The 17,089-nt window shown below is 61.5% G+C and carries 13 protein-coding genes and 2 tRNA genes; 9 read left to right on the plus strand and 6 right to left on the minus strand.

Annotated features, from left to right (window positions below; all coding sequences use genetic code 11):
- Positions 1-30: 30 nt before the first annotated feature.
- The 3 genes from glpB to AB5Z09_RS03300 all read right to left on the minus strand — a co-directional run bounded on the left by glpB (position 31) and on the right by AB5Z09_RS03300 (position 3,657).
- Positions 31-1,296 (minus strand): glycerol-3-phosphate dehydrogenase subunit GlpB, encoded by a 1,266-nt coding sequence (glpB, locus tag AB5Z09_RS03290; RefSeq protein ID WP_005361049.1) that lies wholly within the window; start codon positions 1,294-1,296, stop codon positions 31-33.
- Positions 1,286-2,959, minus strand: a complete 1,674-nt coding sequence (gene glpA / locus AB5Z09_RS03295; protein WP_368194637.1) for an anaerobic glycerol-3-phosphate dehydrogenase subunit A — start codon at positions 2,957-2,959, stop codon at positions 1,286-1,288. The genes glpB and glpA overlap by 11 nt, the downstream gene beginning before the upstream one ends.
- Positions 2,960-3,201: 242 nt before the next feature.
- Entirely contained in the window at positions 3,202-3,657 is a 456-nt protein-coding gene (locus AB5Z09_RS03300; protein ID WP_368194638.1) for a YchJ family protein, read from the minus strand.
- A gap of 123 nt (positions 3,658-3,780) precedes the next feature.
- On the opposite strand from AB5Z09_RS03300, the gene AB5Z09_RS03305 reads away from it, so the two are divergent.
- The 4 genes from AB5Z09_RS03305 to AB5Z09_RS03320 all read left to right on the plus strand — a co-directional run bounded on the left by AB5Z09_RS03305 (position 3,781) and on the right by AB5Z09_RS03320 (position 8,683).
- A complete protein-coding gene (locus AB5Z09_RS03305; protein ID WP_088868830.1) occupies positions 3,781-5,448 on the plus strand; it encodes a methyl-accepting chemotaxis protein in 1,668 nt (555 codons plus the stop codon).
- 132 nt (positions 5,449-5,580) lie between these two features.
- Entirely contained in the window at positions 5,581-6,792 is a 1,212-nt protein-coding gene (locus tag AB5Z09_RS03310; RefSeq protein WP_108540956.1) for an ROK family transcriptional regulator, read from the plus strand.
- Positions 6,793-6,969: 177 nt separating this feature from the next.
- Positions 6,970-7,725, plus strand: a complete 756-nt coding sequence (locus AB5Z09_RS03315; RefSeq protein ID WP_368194639.1) for a tRNA-uridine aminocarboxypropyltransferase — start codon at positions 6,970-6,972, stop codon at positions 7,723-7,725.
- A 181-nt stretch (positions 7,726-7,906) separates the two neighbouring features.
- The gene (locus AB5Z09_RS03320; protein WP_005333472.1) at positions 7,907-8,683 is read left to right on the plus strand and encodes a TSUP family transporter; all 777 of its coding nucleotides are present in this window, start codon (positions 7,907-7,909) and stop codon (positions 8,681-8,683) included.
- 76 nt (positions 8,684-8,759) lie between these two features.
- Here AB5Z09_RS03320 and AB5Z09_RS03325 read toward each other — a convergent pair whose 3' ends face one another.
- Together AB5Z09_RS03325 and AB5Z09_RS03330 are read right to left on the minus strand one after the other, a co-directional pair.
- A complete protein-coding gene (locus AB5Z09_RS03325; RefSeq protein ID WP_368194640.1) occupies positions 8,760-9,626 on the minus strand; it encodes a LysR family transcriptional regulator in 867 nt (288 codons plus the stop codon).
- 69 nt (positions 9,627-9,695) lie between these two features.
- Positions 9,696-10,613: a DMT family transporter gene (locus tag AB5Z09_RS03330; protein WP_368194641.1), complete on the minus strand. Its 918-nt coding sequence runs from the start codon at positions 10,611-10,613 to the stop codon at positions 9,696-9,698.
- 168 nt (positions 10,614-10,781) lie between these two features.
- On the opposite strand from AB5Z09_RS03330, the gene AB5Z09_RS03335 reads away from it, so the two are divergent.
- From AB5Z09_RS03335 to AB5Z09_RS03345, 3 genes are all read left to right on the plus strand, one after another.
- The gene (locus tag AB5Z09_RS03335) at positions 10,782-11,660 is read left to right on the plus strand and encodes a helix-turn-helix domain-containing protein (protein ID WP_368194642.1); all 879 of its coding nucleotides are present in this window, start codon (positions 10,782-10,784) and stop codon (positions 11,658-11,660) included.
- Positions 11,661-11,922: 262 nt separating this feature from the next.
- Positions 11,923-13,560 carry an ATP-dependent endonuclease gene (locus AB5Z09_RS03340; RefSeq protein ID WP_368194643.1) on the plus strand — a complete coding sequence of 546 codons (1,638 nt, stop codon included), beginning with the start codon at positions 11,923-11,925 and terminating at the stop codon, positions 13,558-13,560.
- A gap of 197 nt (positions 13,561-13,757) precedes the next feature.
- A complete protein-coding gene (locus tag AB5Z09_RS03345) occupies positions 13,758-14,477 on the plus strand; it encodes a hypothetical protein (protein ID WP_139732229.1) in 720 nt (239 codons plus the stop codon).
- Between the two features lie 94 nt (positions 14,478-14,571).
- Here AB5Z09_RS03345 and glgX read toward each other — a convergent pair whose 3' ends face one another.
- Positions 14,572-16,635: a glycogen debranching protein GlgX gene (gene glgX, locus AB5Z09_RS03350; protein ID WP_368194644.1), complete on the minus strand. Its 2,064-nt coding sequence runs from the start codon at positions 16,633-16,635 to the stop codon at positions 14,572-14,574.
- A 196-nt stretch (positions 16,636-16,831) separates the two neighbouring features.
- On the opposite strand from glgX, the gene AB5Z09_RS03355 reads away from it, so the two are divergent.
- Positions 16,832-16,908: transfer RNA gene (locus tag AB5Z09_RS03355), tRNA-Met, on the plus strand.
- A 94-nt stretch (positions 16,909-17,002) separates the two neighbouring features.
- Positions 17,003-17,079 (plus strand) — tRNA-Met (locus tag AB5Z09_RS03360).
- The last annotated feature ends 10 nt before the right edge of the window (positions 17,080-17,089 follow it).

Raw genomic sequence — 17,089 nt, forward strand, 5'->3', positions numbered from 1 at the left:
GATGAAGACACGGGATATGGGACGTAGTAATCATTGGGCCGCGCCCAGAATATGGCCGGCAGCCTGCCAGCCGGTGGCAACCGCAACACCGGAGCCGGAACCTTCACGAATTGGGTCGTAATGGGCCAAGACACTGCCTGCGCCATAGAGGTTGGTGAGCGGCTTGCCGCCACGCAGCACTCTGAGCTTGTCGTCGGTCTTGACCCCGAAGCCCATGAAGGGGTGGTGATCGAACAGGCGGCGACCGGCCCAGGCATCGCGCTCCTCCAGACTCAACACATCGGCATCGAAGATGGGTTCGCGAATGCCACGCAGACGGGACTCCAGCCCGCGGCTGAAGAAGCTGCCGGAGGCAAGCACGAAGTTGTCTGCCTCGAACAGCTGATCATCGCCATTCTGCGTATGTACGCCGACCACCCGGTCACCTTCGTAACGGGCGCCCAGCACCCGCTCGCTGGTGAGGAAGGTGCCGCCAAGGGCCATAAAGCGGCGCTTGAGCGCCTCCTGCATCCGCATACCTATCAGAGACGGCGGCATGGTGGCCACCTCCTTGATGGTGCAGCCGGTGCGCTGTTCCAGCTCCGCCAGACGCGGGCCAACCAGCCCCAGCGACAGGCAGGCGGGCAGCACGATATGGCGGCAGCCGGGTACGCCGCTCTCCTGCACCATGCGGCTGATCTCGCGTGCCAGATCGGCCACCAGATGATGCTTGTCACACAGGCGCGCGATGTCGGCTGAGCGAAACTCGTGGGGATTGCGGCTGAATTCCGCCAGCTGGGGCAGGCGGATTTCGCCGGTCAGAATGCGGCAGTGGGCAAAGCGCGGATGGGTCGCCAGATTGGCCGCCGCCAGTGCCGGATGAAAGTCGCGAAAGCCTTCGAGGGTAGCCAGCAGTAGCACGTCCGGGATCGGTGCATCGGTGACGCAGGCGCAAGTATCGGGGGAGAGCCAGGTACGCTTGAGGGTGCCGATGGGGGTCAGGCGCTGGTGATTGGTGTCATGGCGCACCAGCGGCAGCCCCTGCTCAGCACAGTGGCGCTGCAGATCGGCCAGACTTGCCTCGATATTTTGCATCCCCACCTTGCTGTAGGGGTGATCCGGATGGGCTGCCATAAAAGCTGGCAGGGCTGCGCGGGGATCCCCCTCGCTTTCGAGCAGATCGACCGAGCCGGAGGAGAAGTGCAGGGCACTCTGGCCGGAGGCCATCAGCAGGGTCTTCTGTCCTGCCTCCACCAGCCGCAGAGCAGCCGAGAGGCCCGCCATGCCACCGCCGATAACGATATTGTCAAACTTCATGACGGCTCTCCTTGTGAGTGGTCTCGCTGGTTGGGTCGCGTGGGGTATCGGCAACCAGCTGCGGCGTCGTCCATTCCCCCAGGCCAAACAGCCCTTCGTAGATCCAGTAGGTGAACTCGGCCTCGCGCAGGGCATCGCCCCACAGAACGGGGCGGGTTCCCTTGTAACGCTCCTCAAGGAACTGACGCAGCATGACACAGGCCTGACGACCGTCAGCCTTGCCATACTCCTGCATCAGACCGGCGGCGCGGTAGGCGCACAGCTCCCCCTGACAGGGCCCCATCCCCAGACGGGTGCGGCGGCGCAGGTCGATGAGGTTGTCCACATCCAGCTCGCGCAGGGCGTATTCGATTTCGCCTGCGGTGACCATTTCGCACTCGCAGATCAGGGCGTTGGCCTTGGGATTGTCACGGAAGAAGGCGATGACCCGCTCGCCGTGGCGGTATTGGGCTGAGCCTTCGACCGGCACCGAGAGGCCGGGGGCGGAGACCTTTTCCGGATCCCGCGAGCCGGGCAGGCTCAGTTCAGCGGTCTGGCAGGGCTTGCTGTTGCCGAGTTTCTTGGCCAGCAGATCGGTGGCCCACTCCGCCATCAGGCGGTAGGTCATCAGCTTGCCGCCGGTGATGGTGTTGAAGCCCTTGAGACCATCCCGCTCGGCGTGATCGAGCAGCACGATACCGCGGCTGATGTTGCGGCCGGTGTCGTTACCGTCCACCGCTACCAGCGGGCGCACCCCGGCGTAGGCGCGCAGCAGGCGGGTGCGCGCCATGATGGGAGCGAGCTTGATCCCCTCGCGCAGCAACACTTCGACCTCTTCGGGTTCGACGGTGAGCTGGTCAATCTTGTTGTAATCGATGCGACTGGAGGTGGTACCGATGAGGGAGATGGTATCGCCCGGCACCAGAATGTCCGCATCCGCCGGTTTGCGGGCGCGGTTGAGCACCAACTGGTTGATGCGGTAATCCATGATGAGCAGGGAGCCCTTGGCCGGGAACATGCGGATGCCGAGATCGGCGTATTCGCAAATTTGCTGGCCCCAGATGCCAGCGGCGTTGATCACCTCCTGACACTCCACCTCGAACGCTTCGCCGGTGCGGGTGTTGATGGCCTTGACCCCGTGCACCCGATCTTGCGTGCGCAAGAGTCCCAGTACCTTGCAGTGGGTGAAAATGCGGGCGCCGTGCTCTTTCGCGTCCAGCACGTTGGCTGCGGCGAGGCGGAACGGGTCGACCGTACCGTCCGGTACATGGATGGCGCCGATCATCGCCGGGTTGGCGTTGGGCTCCATGCGCAGGGCTTCACCGGGATCGAGCTGGCGGGTTTCGATACCGGCCAGGGCGCAGGCATCCATAAAGGTGCGTTGGAAATTGATGTCATCTTCCGGCAGGGTGAGGAAGAGGCCGCCCGTGTCCTCGACACAGTGGCTGGCAATCCGCTTGAGGATGCGGTTTTCCTGGATGCATTCGCGGGCGGACTCCTGATCCGTCACCGCGTAGCGGGCACCGGAGTGGAGCAGGCCGTGGTTGCGGCCGGTGGTGCCGGCGGCGATATCATCGCGCTCGAGCAGGATGCAGTCGATGCCGCGCAGTGCGCAATCGCGCATGATGCCGGCCCCTGTGGCACCGCCGCCTATGATGACGACTTGTGTAGTTATTCTTTTCATTGTTGCCCGTCTCATCTCTTCCAGATGAGGCCAGTGTGGCCTACTTCTGAGTGGAAATGTTTGATATGGGCCAAATTTGCGCTCGCAAACGCTCATTTGCTCGCGCGTTAATGAGCATTATGTGACATTTGTCACGCTTGTTATCGCATCGGTTGATGGGCTGGTGGCGAATGGCAGACACAAAAAAGGGGCATCGGATGCCCCTTGTCACTGTTTGACGAGTCTGGAGGGGGTGTGATGCGTCAGGCGCAGCACTTCTTGTGCTTTTTGCCGCTGCCACAGGGGCAGGGATCGTTGCGTCCCGCCTTGAGGGGGGCCGGATCCTGCTCCCCCTCGGTGTAGACCCAGCGCCCCTGATAACGCACGAAGCGAGAACGCTCATGGAGGCAGTGACGCTCATCCCCCTCCAGAAACCAGGCTTTGAACTCCACCATCCCGGTTTCATCCTCCGGGCCGCCCTGGCTGGCGATGATCTCGAGACCATCCCAGCGGGTGTCGATGCGTGAAAGCTCTTCGGCGGTGAGACCGCCAAGGTGAGCCGGGTGCCAGCTATGGACCAGATACTCTCCCAGACCGAGCACAAAAGCGCTGTAGCGAGAGCGCATCAGCTGCTCCGGGGTGTCAGCCACTGCGCCACTGTGACGTGAGCCACAGCACAATTCGAGAGAAAGGGTTGAGCCGCAAGGACAAAGATTCATGATTTTCACGTTCTGGCCGATTTGTTTAAGGGAATTGTAACGAAAGCTGGGCTCGCCCTGCCAGCACCTATACTGATGAGTAAGCAAGGAATTCCAATAAAAACAGCTGCAAGGATGTGAAAGATGACGCTAAAGCAGAAAATCCTGTTACTGGGTGCAGTCCCCGTACTGTTGATGGCCCTGGTGGTCAATCTCAGTAACTACATGGTCTCCAAGCGCGATCTGGAGTCTGATCTGGTGGTGGCGAGGGAAAATGCCATCAAGGAGCGTAAAGCGCTGCTCAGCAGTTACATCATGATGGCCAAAACCGCTGTCGATGCCGTGTATTCTCTGCCGGATTCTCCGGAAAATCGTCAAAAGGTCAAAGAGTTGCTCAGGCCGCTGCGTTACAGCAGTGACGGCTACTTTTTTGTCTATGACTTCGAAGGCAACACCATACTGCTGCCGGTGCGTACCGAGCTGGAGGGGAAAAACCGCTGGAACGACAAGGATGCCAAGGGCAAGTTGTTGATCCAGGAGATCCTCAAGTCGGCCCGTCAGGGGGATGGTTTTACCGAATACTGGACGGCCAAGCCCTCCATCGGTCGCGATGCTCCCAAACTGGCCTTTACTCTGGTGTTGGACAAATACCAGTGGGCCATTGGCACCGGTTTTTATATCGATGATATCGACAACGAGCTGGCGGCCTTGCGGGCGGAGCGCGAGAGCAACATGCATGCCTCGTTGCAGAGCAGTGTGCTGGTGATCCTGCTGATCCTGGGTATCACCCTGGTGGCAACCGTCATTGTGGGCAACCGGGTCACCAAGCCGCTGGCGGATGCGGTGCTGGCATTGAACGATATTGCCAACGGCGACGGGGATCTGACCCAGCGTCTCAAGGTGCAGAGTCAGGACGAGATTGGCCAGCTGGCCAGCGCCTTCAACCGCTTTGTCGAGCGGATCCAGTCGGTGGTGAGTCAGGTGGGCGAGACCAGCAATCACCTCTTCAGCGCGGTCGACAAGTTGCACCATCTTAGCGAGCACTATGACCATCAGATGCAGGGTCACAGTCGCGAGACCGATCAGGTGGTCACAGCGGTGACCGAAATGAGCTCCACCGCGCAGGAGGTGGCGGCCAGTGCCTCCAATGCCGCGACGGCAACCAGCGATGCGGCCCGTGAATCGGACGCCGCTCGAGGGGTGGTGAGCGGGGCCATCAACAGTATCAACCGGTTGGTGGGGGAGGTGCATACCGCCTCCGGCGTTATCGAGCAATTGGCGCAAGAGACCGCCAAGATTGGCTCGGTGGTGGAGGTCATTCGCGGCATTGCCGAACAGACCAACCTGCTAGCGCTGAACGCCGCCATCGAGGCGGCCCGCGCCGGTGAGCAGGGACGCGGCTTTGCGGTGGTAGCGGACGAGGTGCGTTCGCTGGCCGGTCGTACCCAACAGAGCACCAAGGAGATCAACGAGATGCTGCAACGTCTGCAAGGCGGGGTGAAGCAGGCGGTGGAGGTGATGCAGGCGAGCGAGGATCGCAGCCAGGAGACGGTGCAGGAGGCGAGCCATATCGCCAGCTCCCTCGACAGCATGGTGATGGCGGTCAGTACCATCAACGACATGAACATCCAGATCGCCACCGCCGCCGAGGAGCAACACGCGGTCTCCGAGGAGATCAACAAGAACCTGGTGGCCATTCAGCAGATTGTCAGCGAGCTGACCAGCGCGGCGGTGGAATCCAACAGCACCACCCGCGATCTGGCCAGTACCGGTGACAAATTGCGCAAACTGGTATCGCAATTCCGTTATTGATCTTGCAATGGTCCGTGACGGCAACCACAAGATGCGGCCTGACCCCCGGTTCAGGCCGCACTTTATTTGGGGATTGACCAATAATGTGTGAAAATTGCCAGCCTCTTTTTTTCAGCCTTTGCCCCATACCCTATGAATGAGATCGTGAAAGGTAGTATCGATTTGATCCGGCAGCTCAACTACGGCCTGGTCTATGCCAGCCTGGAAGAGCACAAGGAGCTGTCGCGCACCGATCTCTCCCGCCTGACCGGCCTCTCGCCTGCCAGTATCACCAAGATCACCAGGGAACTGCTCGATGGGGGTCTGGTGGTCACCTGTGGTGAAAGTTCGGTGGGGCGCGGCCGTCGTCAGACTTTGCTGCGCATCAACGAGCGCCGCTTCCAGTTTCTCTCCATGCGCCTGGGGCGGGGCTATGTGGACATGGCGCTGTTTGACTTCTCCGGTCGCTCGCTGGCCCGCCAGCGCCACCTCTTTACCGAGGAGGAGCGCGCCGATCTGCTGGACAGTCTGGTGCACGCCATCAAGGTGTTTTTGCCGAGAAAGTCCCTCAGTCTGGCCTGTATCGCCCTCTGTTTGCCGGGTCAGGTAGAGCGCCACTCCGGCATGGTCAAGCACTTCCCCTTCTACGATCTGCGCAACTGGCCCCTTGGCCCGACTCTGCAACAGGCTTTCTCGGTACCTGTGCTGGTGAGCGGTGACGTGCGCACCTGGATCCAGGCCGAGCGGGAGTGGGGGGCCGCCAAAAATTGCGCCGATGCGGTGCTGGTGTTTGTCCACAACGACATCGGTGTCGGCATGGTGGTAAACGGCCAGCTCATCGAGAGCGAGAATGCGCTGCTCGGGGATCTCAGCCACCTGCAGCTCGAGCCCTATGGCCAACGCTGCTACTGCGGCGGTTTTGGCTGCGCCTGCACCCTGGTGACCAATCAGGCGCTGGAGGCGCAATACCGGGATCTGCGCGAACGGATGCAGGAGCACGACTTGCCCGAGAGCGTCACCATCCGCGAGCTGTGCGAGCTGGCGCTTGCAGGCAACAGCCTTTGTCAGGATATTCTCCATCAGGCGGCAGGTCGCCTCTCCAAGGTGCTCTCCAATCTCATCTGCCTGCTCAATCCGGGCAAGCTGCTGCTCGGGGGCGAGATCACCCGTGCCGATCGGCTGCTGTTCCCCATGTTGCACCAGTCGCTGGCCAGCCAGTTGCCCGCCGAATATCTGGTGCGGCTGCAGATTGAATCCACCCACTTCTACGAAGATCCCACCAAGCCCACTTCGGTGCAGGTGCACAAGGCACTGCGCGATGGCAGCCTGTTGCTGGAGCTGCTGCGCAGCTGTCAGGAGTCGTAAGGCAATAGGAGTTGGCACTGCGTTTGGCGAAAGGGGCAGGGATTGCTGTTCCGCCAGCGCGTAACTCGGTACAATCTTGCGCTTTTCCGGCAGCCTCCTGTTATCGTGCCCTGTGGCGCCATGACATGTTGGTATGTATTGCTGCCGTTCCTGTTTTGACTCCAGTTGTGAACCTAGATGAAGCCTGTTCCTGATCACGCCGTCAACCGCCTGCGGGCCTGGCGCAAGAGTATCTCTACCCGACCGTTTCTTGCCCGTGGCGGCACCCTGGCCCGCTGTCCGGCCTGTCAGCTGCGCGAGGATTGGTGTGCCTGCGAGTGGCGCCCCGAGCTCAAAGCGGAGGCCGGTTTCTGCCTGCTGATGTATGACAGCGAGCCGATGAAGCCCTCCAACACCGGTCGCCTGATCGCCGATGTGTTGCCGGATACCACCTGGGCGTTTCTCTGGTCACGTACCCAGCCCCATCCCGAGTTGCTGGCCCTGCTGGCCGATCCCGCCTGGCAGCCCTATGTGGTCTTTCCCGCTTGCGAGAAGGAGCCTGCCCGCCTGACCGGCGAGGTGACGCTGGCGCCCGGCAAGAAGCCGCTATTTATCCTGCTCGACGGCACCTGGCCGGAGGCGCGCAAGATGTTCAACAAGAGCCCCTACCTGGACGGTTTTCCGGTGCTCGCCATCAAACCCGATGCGCTCTCCACCTACGGCATGCGGGTGGCCAACTGCGATGAGCACCTCTGCACCGCCGAAGTGGCGGCCTGCGTGCTGGAAGTGGCGGGGGAGCTCAAGGCGGGGCAGGCACTGCAGCACTGGTTCAACTTGTTCAGCAGCCGCTACATGGCCGGTCGGGTCAGCCGTTTCCCCAGTGCCGATGAGGATCATCTCTGTGAGGCGCTGGCGGCCATCAAGGAAGCGAACGTCGCTTCACCGACTTGCTAACGGGCCCTCTGAGCTCAAATAAATGAAAATCAGGAATCAATTGGCTGCCACTGTTTCGTTAGATTCATGGGCAGTGGCCCGTTAGGATAGCGGACAGCCTGTGCAGCCCCCCGCACAACGTCGTTTTGGTTATCTCCGGTTGCTCGACCCTTCGGGCAACCCACTCTCGTGAGGTCTATGGATGGAATTGGAACTGGTTACTCTGTTTGCCCTGTTCGGTGTAGCGCTTGTCGCCGGCTTTATCGATGCCATCGCCGGTGGCGGCGGCCTGTTGACGGTGCCTGCACTGCTGGCCACCGGTATGCCGCCCGCGCTGGTGCTTGGCACCAACAAGCTGCAGAGCAGTTTTGGCTCCTTCTCCGCCACCTGGTTCTATGCCCGCAAGGGGCTGCTGGAGTGGGCCATGATCTGGCCAGCGGTGATCTGCACCTTTATCGGTGCGGCTATCGGCACGCTGGCGGTGCAGACCATAGACGCGGCCATTCTCGAGCGCCTGCTCCCTTTCCTGCTGATGGCCTTTGCCTGCTACTTCTACTTCTCGCCGCGGGTAAGCGATGCCGAGAGCTCCCGCCGTCTGACTCCCATGCTGTTTGCGCTGCTGGTGGGGGGCGGTGTCGGCTTTTATGACGGGTTTTTCGGGCCGGGCACAGGTTCGTTTTTTGCCATTGGTTTCGTGGCGCTGGCTGGCTTTGGCATGGCGCGCGCCACCGCCCATACCAAGCTGCTCAACTTCACCTCGAATATCGCTTCCCTGCTGTTCTTTGCGCTCGGTGGCAAGGTGGTGTGGAGTGTCGGTTTTTGCATGGCGCTGGGGCAGTTCATTGGGGCCCGCTTCGGCTCCAAGATGGTGCTGAAAAAAGGGGTGAAGCTTATCAAGCCGCTGCTGGTGACCGTCTCCTTGCTGATGTCTGCCAAGCTGGTGTGGAGCCAGTATCCGGAGCTGTTTGCCTGGATCTGAGCCGCGGCGAGTGTGCGATAAATCGGATGTTTACGGGGCCCAAGGGTCCCGTTGTCATATCTGGTGTTTTACATGGCTAGCGCGGTGTGACGCTGCGGTGGCGAAAGTGTTGGTGCAGGGCGCTCACCAGCCTGGCGATCCGCTCGCGCTTTAGGCTGTTTGGTCGGTAGACCAGATACAGGGGGCGGCCCAGTCCGGGCAGTGGGCGGGCCATCTCCCCCTGTTCTCCCACCAGCCCCAGCAGGCCAGCGGGGAGCAGTACAGGCCCAATGCCTGCCTTGGCGAGTTCGATGAGCGCCAGATAGGAGTCGAGCTCCATGGCGGGCTCCAGCCCCAAATCAGCCAGCGGTTCGCGCAGGTAGCGGTTGGAGGGGTTCTCCAGATCCATGGTGAGGATCTTGCGCCTGCTTTCTGTGTTGGCTGGTGGCAGGCTCGGCTGCGCCTCGCCCACCAGATAGAAGGGCTCCTCAAGCAGCAGGTCGGCGCCGAGGCCATGGCCGGGCGGGAGCCGACCGGCGCAGATGCCGAGCAGGGCATCACCGCTGCGCACCCGCGCCAGAATGACCGGCGTGTGGTGGGTAGAGAGGGCAAGGTGGGGATCGCGCTCCAGATAGTCGCGCATAAAGTGGGCGAGATAACCGGCCAGTAGGGTTTCGGAGCAGGCGATGGGGAGGGGACTCTGATCCGCCAGATCCTGGCTATCGGCCAGCACTCCTTTCATCTCTGCCAGACTCGGGGCCACTCGCTCAAGCAGCTCCTTTGCCTGCGGGGTGAGGCGGATCTGGCGCCCCTCCGGCTCGATCAGCTTCTTGCCAAGGCGCTGCTCCAGCTGGGCAATTCGCTTGCTCACCGCCGACTGGCTGATATAGAGGCGACTGGCCACCTTGGCCATGGTCCCTTCACTCGCCAGCAGGCTCAGCGTCTCCAGCCCTTCCAGTAACATCTCGCCCCCTTGTTTATCGCCATCAGGATCGTCACAGATTGATCAGCGCTACCTTAGGGGCTGACTGGCTCAGGAGCAAGGGTCGTTTGCTGCCTTGGCCGGTCGAATGCGCCACTCGCTTAAGGGCGGCGCGAAGATCACCAGATTGCCGATGAGGCTGATCACCACTCCGGCCACCGAGACCGGCTGCCAGACAAAGCCTTCATAAAAGGTGGAGAGGGTAAGCGCCACCAGCGGAAAGAGCACGGTGGCGTAGGAGGCCTTGCTGGCCCCGATGCGCCCCACCAGCGTCAGGTAGGCGGTAAAAGCGATCACCGAGCCAAACAGGGCGAGGTAGACCATGGCCGCCAGATAGTGGCCATCGGTCGGCACCACCAGTTGCTGCCCGAGCAATGTGACCCAGCCCAGCAGCAGCACCACGCCGTAAACCATGCCCCAGGGCACCAGTTGCAGTACGTGGTAGCCATGGCGCTGGCCCCGGGCAGAGACCAGATTGCCCAGCGAAAAGCAGAGGGTGCCGCCGCAGGCGAGCAGCAACCCCTTCCAGCCGTTTGCACCCAGTTGCGCATCCGCCAGCACCGGCCAGAACAGTAACAGGGTGCCAAAGAGTCCCAGCAAGGAGCCTTGCAACCAGCGCAGACTCGGTCGTTTGCCCTCGAACAGCCAGAGGTTGAGGCCGTTGAAGATGCTGGCACTGGCGAAGATCACCGCCGACATGCCGCTCGGGATATAGCGGGTGGCGTGGTAGAAGCAGAGAAAGTTGGTGGAAAAGAGCAGGGCACCGAGCAGTGCGGCGTAACGCTGGCCGTGCCAGGGGAGGCGTGGAAAGCGGCCGCTGGCGGTAAGCAGGGCAAACAGTGCCACCGCCGCCAGCAGGAAGCGGTAGAGCACCGACACCTCGATGGGGATGGGACCAAGTTGCCAGGCGATGGCAATCCAGGTGCTGCCCCAGATAAGCACGGTGGCAAGATAGAGCATCAGGTTCATCACAGTTCCGGTGAGTCAGGGAGAGATTACCCACTATGGGGCGAGCCCTGATGGCTGGATTGCACCATCTTGCGGTTTTTCATCGCCTTGCGCTGTCATCTGCGGGCGCGGTCGGTAAGATGGATGGCAGCGGCATAACACGTACACCGGAACAGGCGGCAGGGGCGAATGAAAACAGCAGGGGTATTTGATGCACTGGTCAGCACCGGCGCCCGGCTGGAGGACGCTTGCTGGCTCGAACCCGGGCTTGGCGTAGCCAGTTGGCGCAATTGCTATGACCAGACCCGCTATCACAAGCCGGGCCACCACACCCTGAGCGTCTATCTGCAAGGAGGCGAGCAGACCGAGCGACTCGATGGGCCGGGTGGCCACGGCGGCACCGGCAAGGTGTGCATCATGCCGGATCACCACAGATCCGAGTGGCTGGTGCGCGAAGAGTTTCGCTTCTTTCATCTCTACTTCACCCCGGCTCACCTCACCCGTATCGCCGAGGAGGTGTGTGACAAGGAGGGGCGCCACCTGCAACTGGTGGACAAGACCTTTATCGACGATCCGCAGGCGGCCGGACTGGTGCAGCGCCAGTTGATGCAACTGCAGTGGCAGCATGGGGTCGATCGGCTGGCGCTTTCCCACGGCGCCTGGATGTTGATCCTCCACGCCTACCGCCACCACACCGAGGAGGCTCCCGGTCTGCCGCCTCTACGCGGCGGGCTGGCGCCCGTGGTGATCAAGCGGGTGCAGGAGTATCTGCAGGCCCATCTGGCCGATTCGGTCACGCTGGCAGAGCTGGCCCAGCAGGCGGGGCTGAGCGAGTATCACTTTGCCCGCATGTTCGGCCAGAGTCTCGGCTGCCCGCCCCACCGCTATCTGCTGGGGCTGCGGCTCAAACGGGCCAAGCAGCTGTTGGCCGGCCCCGAGCCGCTGGCCAGTATCGCCAGTCTGTGTGGCTTCTCTTCCCAGGCCCATTTCGGCAATCGTTTTCGCGAGGCGTTTGGTTTGACGCCGGGGCAGTGGCGGGCACAATTGTCATCTTCCCGTCACAGATAACCCTGAGACTTTGGGCAAAAGAGGTGTACTCTTTACCACTTATCCATTGAAAGGAATGCCCATTGAATTATCGCAAACGTCAAATCCGTACCCGTCATCTCTGGTTCAGCCACTGGAATGCCCCGCAAGATCGCACCGCTGTCGTTACCCCTCCCGAACCTGCAGTGCCTCACAGTTCACGTTGAAAAAGCCCCGCCTGCGATAGGATTTTTCCGGTAACTTTGCCACTATTGCCCCATCACAATGATGTGGACATGGCTGGATGTTTCTGGAACGTATTGAAGTCAAAGGTTTTCGCGGTATAAATCGCCTGTCGCTCGGGCTGGATCAGACCACAGTGCTGATCGGCGAGAATACCTGGGGTAAATCGAGCCTGCTGCGCGCCCTCTGGTGTCTGCTGGGGCAGGATGCCGAGCCCTATCAGTTCACCGCCGAGGATTTTCACCAACCGGAAGATCCCGAATTGGCCCCGGCGCGCCACTTGCAACTGGTGCTCACCTTCAGTGAGCACAGACCCCAGATGTGTCAGCACTCCCGTCGGCTGGCCCGTCTTTGCCCCTCCTGGGTGCTGCACAAGGACAAATTCCACCGCATTCACTATCGCGCCAGCGCCGAGCTGCAGGCGGATGGCTCTGTGCTCACCATTCACGACTTTCTCGACGGGGTAGGCAAGAGCCTGCCCATCACCAACACCCACGAGCTGGTCTGCATGCTCATCACCATGAACCCGGTGTTCCGGCTGCGGGACGCTCGTACCGCTCGCAACGGGGTGGAGACATTGCAGTGGGGTGATCTCTCCGAGCATCGCCTGAGCGAACTGGCGGACAAGCTGATCGACGAACCCCAGCGGATCGGCGAGCCGGAGCTCAAAGAGGCGTTGCAGGCGGTGCGCCAGCTGATGGAACACTACTTCAACGCCCTGGCCCCCATCAAGAACAAGCCGCGCAGTCAGCGCGACATCATCAATCGCCCCATGACATTGCGCAATCCTGGCAACCTGCATACTCTGCTGCGCCGCGCCGATAACCGTGCGCTGCAGCTGGCGATGGCGGGGATGGCGGCTACCTTGTTGCAGGCGCGGGGCAACCGCGAGCTGGAGGAGGGGGCCCGTCCCATCATGATACTGGAGGACCCGGAGAGCCGGCTGCACCCGACCATGCTGGCGCTGGCGTGGGGGCTGCTGGAACAACTGCCGGGCCAGAAGCTGCTCACCACCAACTCGGGGGACTTGCTCTCTTCCCTGCCGCTCAATCAGGTGCGGCGGCTGGTGCGCCGTCAGCAGGATATCCTCTGTCACCAGCTGGGGGGCGAGCGCTACAGCAGTGACGATCTGCGCAAGATCGCCTTCCACGTGCGGATCAACCGCCCCATGTCGCTGTTTGCCCGTTGCTGGCTGCTGGTGGAGGGGGAGACCGAGATCTGGCTGCTCTCCGAGCTGGCCCAGATCTGCGGTTACAGTTTGCGGGCCGAAGGGGTGCGGATCATCGAGTTTGCCCAGTGCGGCCAGTCGCCGCTCATCAAGGTGGCGCGGGACTTTGGCATCGAGTGGCACCTGCTGACCGATGGCGACGAGGCGGGGCTCAAGTATGCCACCTCGGCCCGGGGTCAGCTCAAGGGCGAGCGGGAGCGGGACCGACTAACCCAGCTCCCTGCCGCCGACATCGAGCACTACCTCTATCACAACGGTTTTGAAGCTGTGTTTCGTCGCGAGGCCGGGGTGGGCGGGCGCGCCATGTGGAGCGCCAGTCACATCATCAACAAGGCGATCCATCACCGCAGCAAGCCGGGAATGGCGCTGGCGGTGGTGGAAGAGGCGGAGCGGCTCGGCGCCGAGCATATTCCGCCGGTGATCCGCCAGATGTTTGCCCGGGTGGTGGCGCTGGCCCGCGGTCAGGGCTAAATCCAGCGCCGTATTCCGTCCCTATGGACATGGCTGCCAGCAGGGCACCCTTCAAGGTTGGCCCTGGTGGCGCAAATTGCCCATGATTGTTTGCCCGCGATTGTTTGTCGCGATTGGGGATAGCCGCCGGTTTGGGTATACTCGCCCCTCTCTGGCGCCCCGGTGGCGCACCTCGAATCTTTACTGCTGGAGGCGTCGTGTTCGTCCAACTCCCTTTTTGGCTCTTTCCCCTCACCGGATTGATGGCGCTTGGCGCCCTGATCGCCCTTGGTATCGTGCTGTGGCGCGGTGATATCTGCCCTGGCCAGCGCTCGCGCATCAGTCAGCAGCTCTTCTCCATCTGGGTCATTACCGCGCTCTCCCTGATGCTGGCGGTCGAGGCCAAGGCGGCCAGTTGGCTCATCTGGAGTGGTGGTGTAGCACTGGTGCTCGGAGTCGGCTTGTCACTGGCCCAATCACGGCTGGAGGGCAAGCGTTCAGTCCCCTCGACACTGCTCTGGCTACCGGCGTTGCCGCTCGCTCTCTATGGCATCGGGCTGCTGCAACTGCAGGGCTGGGTGAGCGGTCTGCTGCAGATGGCGATGCTGGGGGCGGCCTTTGCTCACCTGATGCTGCTGCGGGCCCGTCATCGTCTCAAGGCATTCAACACCCTGTTGCCACTGGCCGGTCTGGTGGGGGCGATGGCCAGCCTTGTCTGGCTGGCAGTGCTGGTGGGCTGGCAAGGGGGTGAGGCCAATCTCGATGCCCTGATCCCGGCGGTGGTGACCCAGGCAGCGCTGCTGGTGGCCTCTCTGCTGCTCTGGTTCAGCCCGCTCTACTTGCAGCGTGATACCGCGCCAGTGGTGGTCTCTACCTCCCTGTGTGGCCTGCTGATCGCCCAGATTGCCGCTACCAGCGTGTTGCACCAGCTGATCTGACACTGGTGCTGAAAAGAGAAAGCCCCGAGCCAACACTCGGGGCTTTTGCATATCTGGCTTGCAGGTATCGCTGCTATCAATTCACAGCAATCGATCAATAGAAATCGTCGGCCCCGCAGATAAAGAGGCAACTGCTGCGCGGCTGGGCGAGATACTCCCGGGTCAGCCCCTCCAGCGGCATGCCGAAGGTGCAGATATCCTGCGGCGAGGGGAGGGCGGTATCGAGGATCCGTCGCCAGTAGCCGCCGACCCCCTTTGGCGGGCTCGGCAGGTTGAAGGTGAGGGGCTCCCAGTAGGCGTTGAACAGCACATAGAGCGCCAGCTTGGTTTCGCTCGACAGCGCCGACATGGCGATTGCGTGGGAGTGGGAGCTGAAATCCGGTTGCCCGGCGTTGACCCCGTGCCAGCAGATCTCGCTGTGGCGCAGGATCTCGGTGAGCGACAGCGGCATGCTCTCCTGCTCCGGGCGCTGGAACAGGTGTTTGCGGTACTGGATCAGCTCCTTCATAAAGCGGAACATCTCCTGACTGCGGGCATTGGGCAGCCAGTTCATCCAGCAGGTGGCATTGTCCTGGCAGTAGCCGTTGTTGTTGCCCCGCTGGGTGCGCAGCAGCTCGTCTCCCATCAGCAGCATGGGGGAGCCCACCGAGAGCAGGGTTGCCACCATCATGTTTTTGGCCTGACGTATCCGCAGGGCGTTGATCTGAGGATCTTCCGTCACCCCTTCGTGGCCGTGGTTCCAACTGAAGTTGTGATCGCAGCCGTCACGGTTCTCCTCCCCGTTGGCCTCGTTGTGCTTGCTGTTGTAACTGGCCCAGTCCCACAGAGTAAAACCGTCGTGACAGGTGACGAAGTTGATACTCTTCTCGGGATCGGCGTGGTGATAGTGGTAGATGTCGGGGCTGCCGCACAGCCGCTCGACAAAGGCGGTGACGCTGTTGTCATCCCCGCGCAGGAAGCGGCGCACATCATCCCGAAACTGGCCGTTCCACTCACGCCAGCGGGCGCCGGCCAGTGACCCCACCTGATAGAGTCCCCCCGCGTCCCAGGCTTCGGCAATCAGCTTGATGTCGGCGATGTTGGGGTCGGTATCTATGGTGCGCAAGGTTGGCGCATTGGCCTGCGGCTGACCCGATTCATCCCGTGACAGAATGGCGGCCAGATCAAACCGAAAGCCATCGACGTGCATCTCCTGACGCCAGAAGTGGAGGCTGTCCATGATCATCCGAAGCACCACCGGATGGGCGCCGTTGAAGGTGTTGCCGCAGCCCGAATAGTTGGTGTCCTTCTGGTTGTTGTCGAGGATGTAGTAGGCCTCGTTGTCGATGCCGCGAAACGAGAAGGTGGGGCCATCATCACCCCCTTCGGCGGTGTGGTTGTAAACCACGTCCAGGATCACTTCGATATTGGCCTTGTGCAGCGCCTTGACCATGTCGCGAAATTCGGTCAGCGGATCATCGCCGCAGGCGTATTGAGCGTGGGGGGCGAAAAAGGACATGGGGCTGTAACCCCAGTAGTTGGAGAGTCCTTTGGGCGCATCCTGAGGATCGAACTGGAATACCGGCAGCAGCTCGACGGCGGTGACGCCGAGAGATTGCAGGTAGGGGATCTTCTCAATCAACCCGATATAGGTGCCACGCAGCGCCGGATCGACCCCGGAGCTCGGGGACTTGGTAAAGCCCCCCAGATGCAGTTCGTAGATCACCGAGCGGGAGAGGGAGTGAGCAGGCAGTTTGTCTCCTTCCCAGTCGTAGTGGCGAGTATCGACCACCTTGTTCTTGGCGCAACAAGCCAGATTGCTGCCTGGACGGGCCGCCGCCCATCGATCGTAATTGGCGCCAAGCTCGATGCTGCGGCCGTAAGGGTCGAGCAACACCTTCTCGGCATCGAAGCGGGTGCCGCCATATGGGCGCCATGGGCCCTGAATGCGATAGGCGTAACGCTGCCCGACCGAGATCCCCTCCACATGGATATGCCAGTAGTAGGCGGTGCGGTTAAGGCGCGGGGAGAGGGGGATCACCTCGGGGGTCGCATCGTCTGCGCTTGCGAAGAGCAGCAGTTCGACCCGGCTGGCGAGGCGTGCCCAGATCGCAAAGTTGACGCCGTTACTGTCGGGTGTGGCCCCCAACTGACGGCAGTGACCGGCGGAGATGCGCATATTCTACCTACCCAAAATGAGGAGTGTTCACCTTATTGAGTGTAGTGCCGGATGCCTGGCAAGGACTCGATTGCCTGAAAAAACAGCATGATGCTGCTAATGACCGCACTATTTGTCCGATTAATCTACGAATAAACTTTTTTTGAGATATTTACTTGCAATCTGTGCGCTGGCGCCTATTATTGGCGACCTCAGACGCGGGGTGGAGCAGCCCGGTAGCTCGTCGGGCTCATAACCCGAAGGTCGTCAGTTCAAATCTGGCCCCCGCAACCATCTGAGATCCTGACCAGTCAAGCCGGTGTAACCGGTTGGTGGGAAAGGAGAAATCGAACTGGCTACTGCTCGGCCACTTCGAGAAAAATTCGGACGCGGGGTGGAGCAGCTCGGTAGCTCGTCGGGCTCATAACCCGAAGGTCGTCGGTTCAAATCCGGCCCCCGCAACCAACTCTTTCGT

Origin of the sequence: Aeromonas sp. R2-2 (genome assembly GCF_040908355.1) — a bacterium.
In the GTDB taxonomy this organism is placed as follows: Bacteria; Pseudomonadota; Gammaproteobacteria; order Enterobacterales; family Aeromonadaceae; genus Aeromonas; species Aeromonas veronii.

Coding starts and splice junctions, on each gene's coding strand:
- AB5Z09_RS03305 (WP_088868830.1), top strand. CDS start 3,781: ATGACGCTAAAGCAGAAAATCCTGTTACTGGGTGCAGTCCCCGTACTG.
- AB5Z09_RS03320 (WP_005333472.1), top strand. CDS start 7,907: ATGGAATTGGAACTGGTTACTCTGTTTGCCCTGTTCGGTGTAGCGCTT.
- AB5Z09_RS03330 (WP_368194641.1), bottom strand. CDS start 10,613: ATGAACCTGATGCTCTATCTTGCCACCGTGCTTATCTGGGGCAGCACC.
- glgX (WP_368194644.1), bottom strand. CDS start 16,635: ATGCGCATCTCCGCCGGTCACTGCCGTCAGTTGGGGGCCACACCCGAC.
- AB5Z09_RS03325 (WP_368194640.1), bottom strand. CDS start 9,626: ATGTTACTGGAAGGGCTGGAGACGCTGAGCCTGCTGGCGAGTGAAGGG.
- glpA (WP_368194637.1), bottom strand. CDS start 2,959: ATGAAAAGAATAACTACACAAGTCGTCATCATAGGCGGCGGTGCCACA.
- AB5Z09_RS03340 (WP_368194643.1), top strand. CDS start 11,923: ATGTTTCTGGAACGTATTGAAGTCAAAGGTTTTCGCGGTATAAATCGC.
- AB5Z09_RS03315 (WP_368194639.1), top strand. CDS start 6,970: ATGAAGCCTGTTCCTGATCACGCCGTCAACCGCCTGCGGGCCTGGCGC.
- AB5Z09_RS03335 (WP_368194642.1), top strand. CDS start 10,782: ATGAAAACAGCAGGGGTATTTGATGCACTGGTCAGCACCGGCGCCCGG.
- AB5Z09_RS03300 (WP_368194638.1), bottom strand. CDS start 3,657: ATGAATCTTTGTCCTTGCGGCTCAACCCTTTCTCTCGAATTGTGCTGT.
- glpB (WP_005361049.1), bottom strand. CDS start 1,296: ATGAAGTTTGACAATATCGTTATCGGCGGTGGCATGGCGGGCCTCTCG.
- AB5Z09_RS03310 (WP_108540956.1), top strand. CDS start 5,581: ATGAATGAGATCGTGAAAGGTAGTATCGATTTGATCCGGCAGCTCAAC.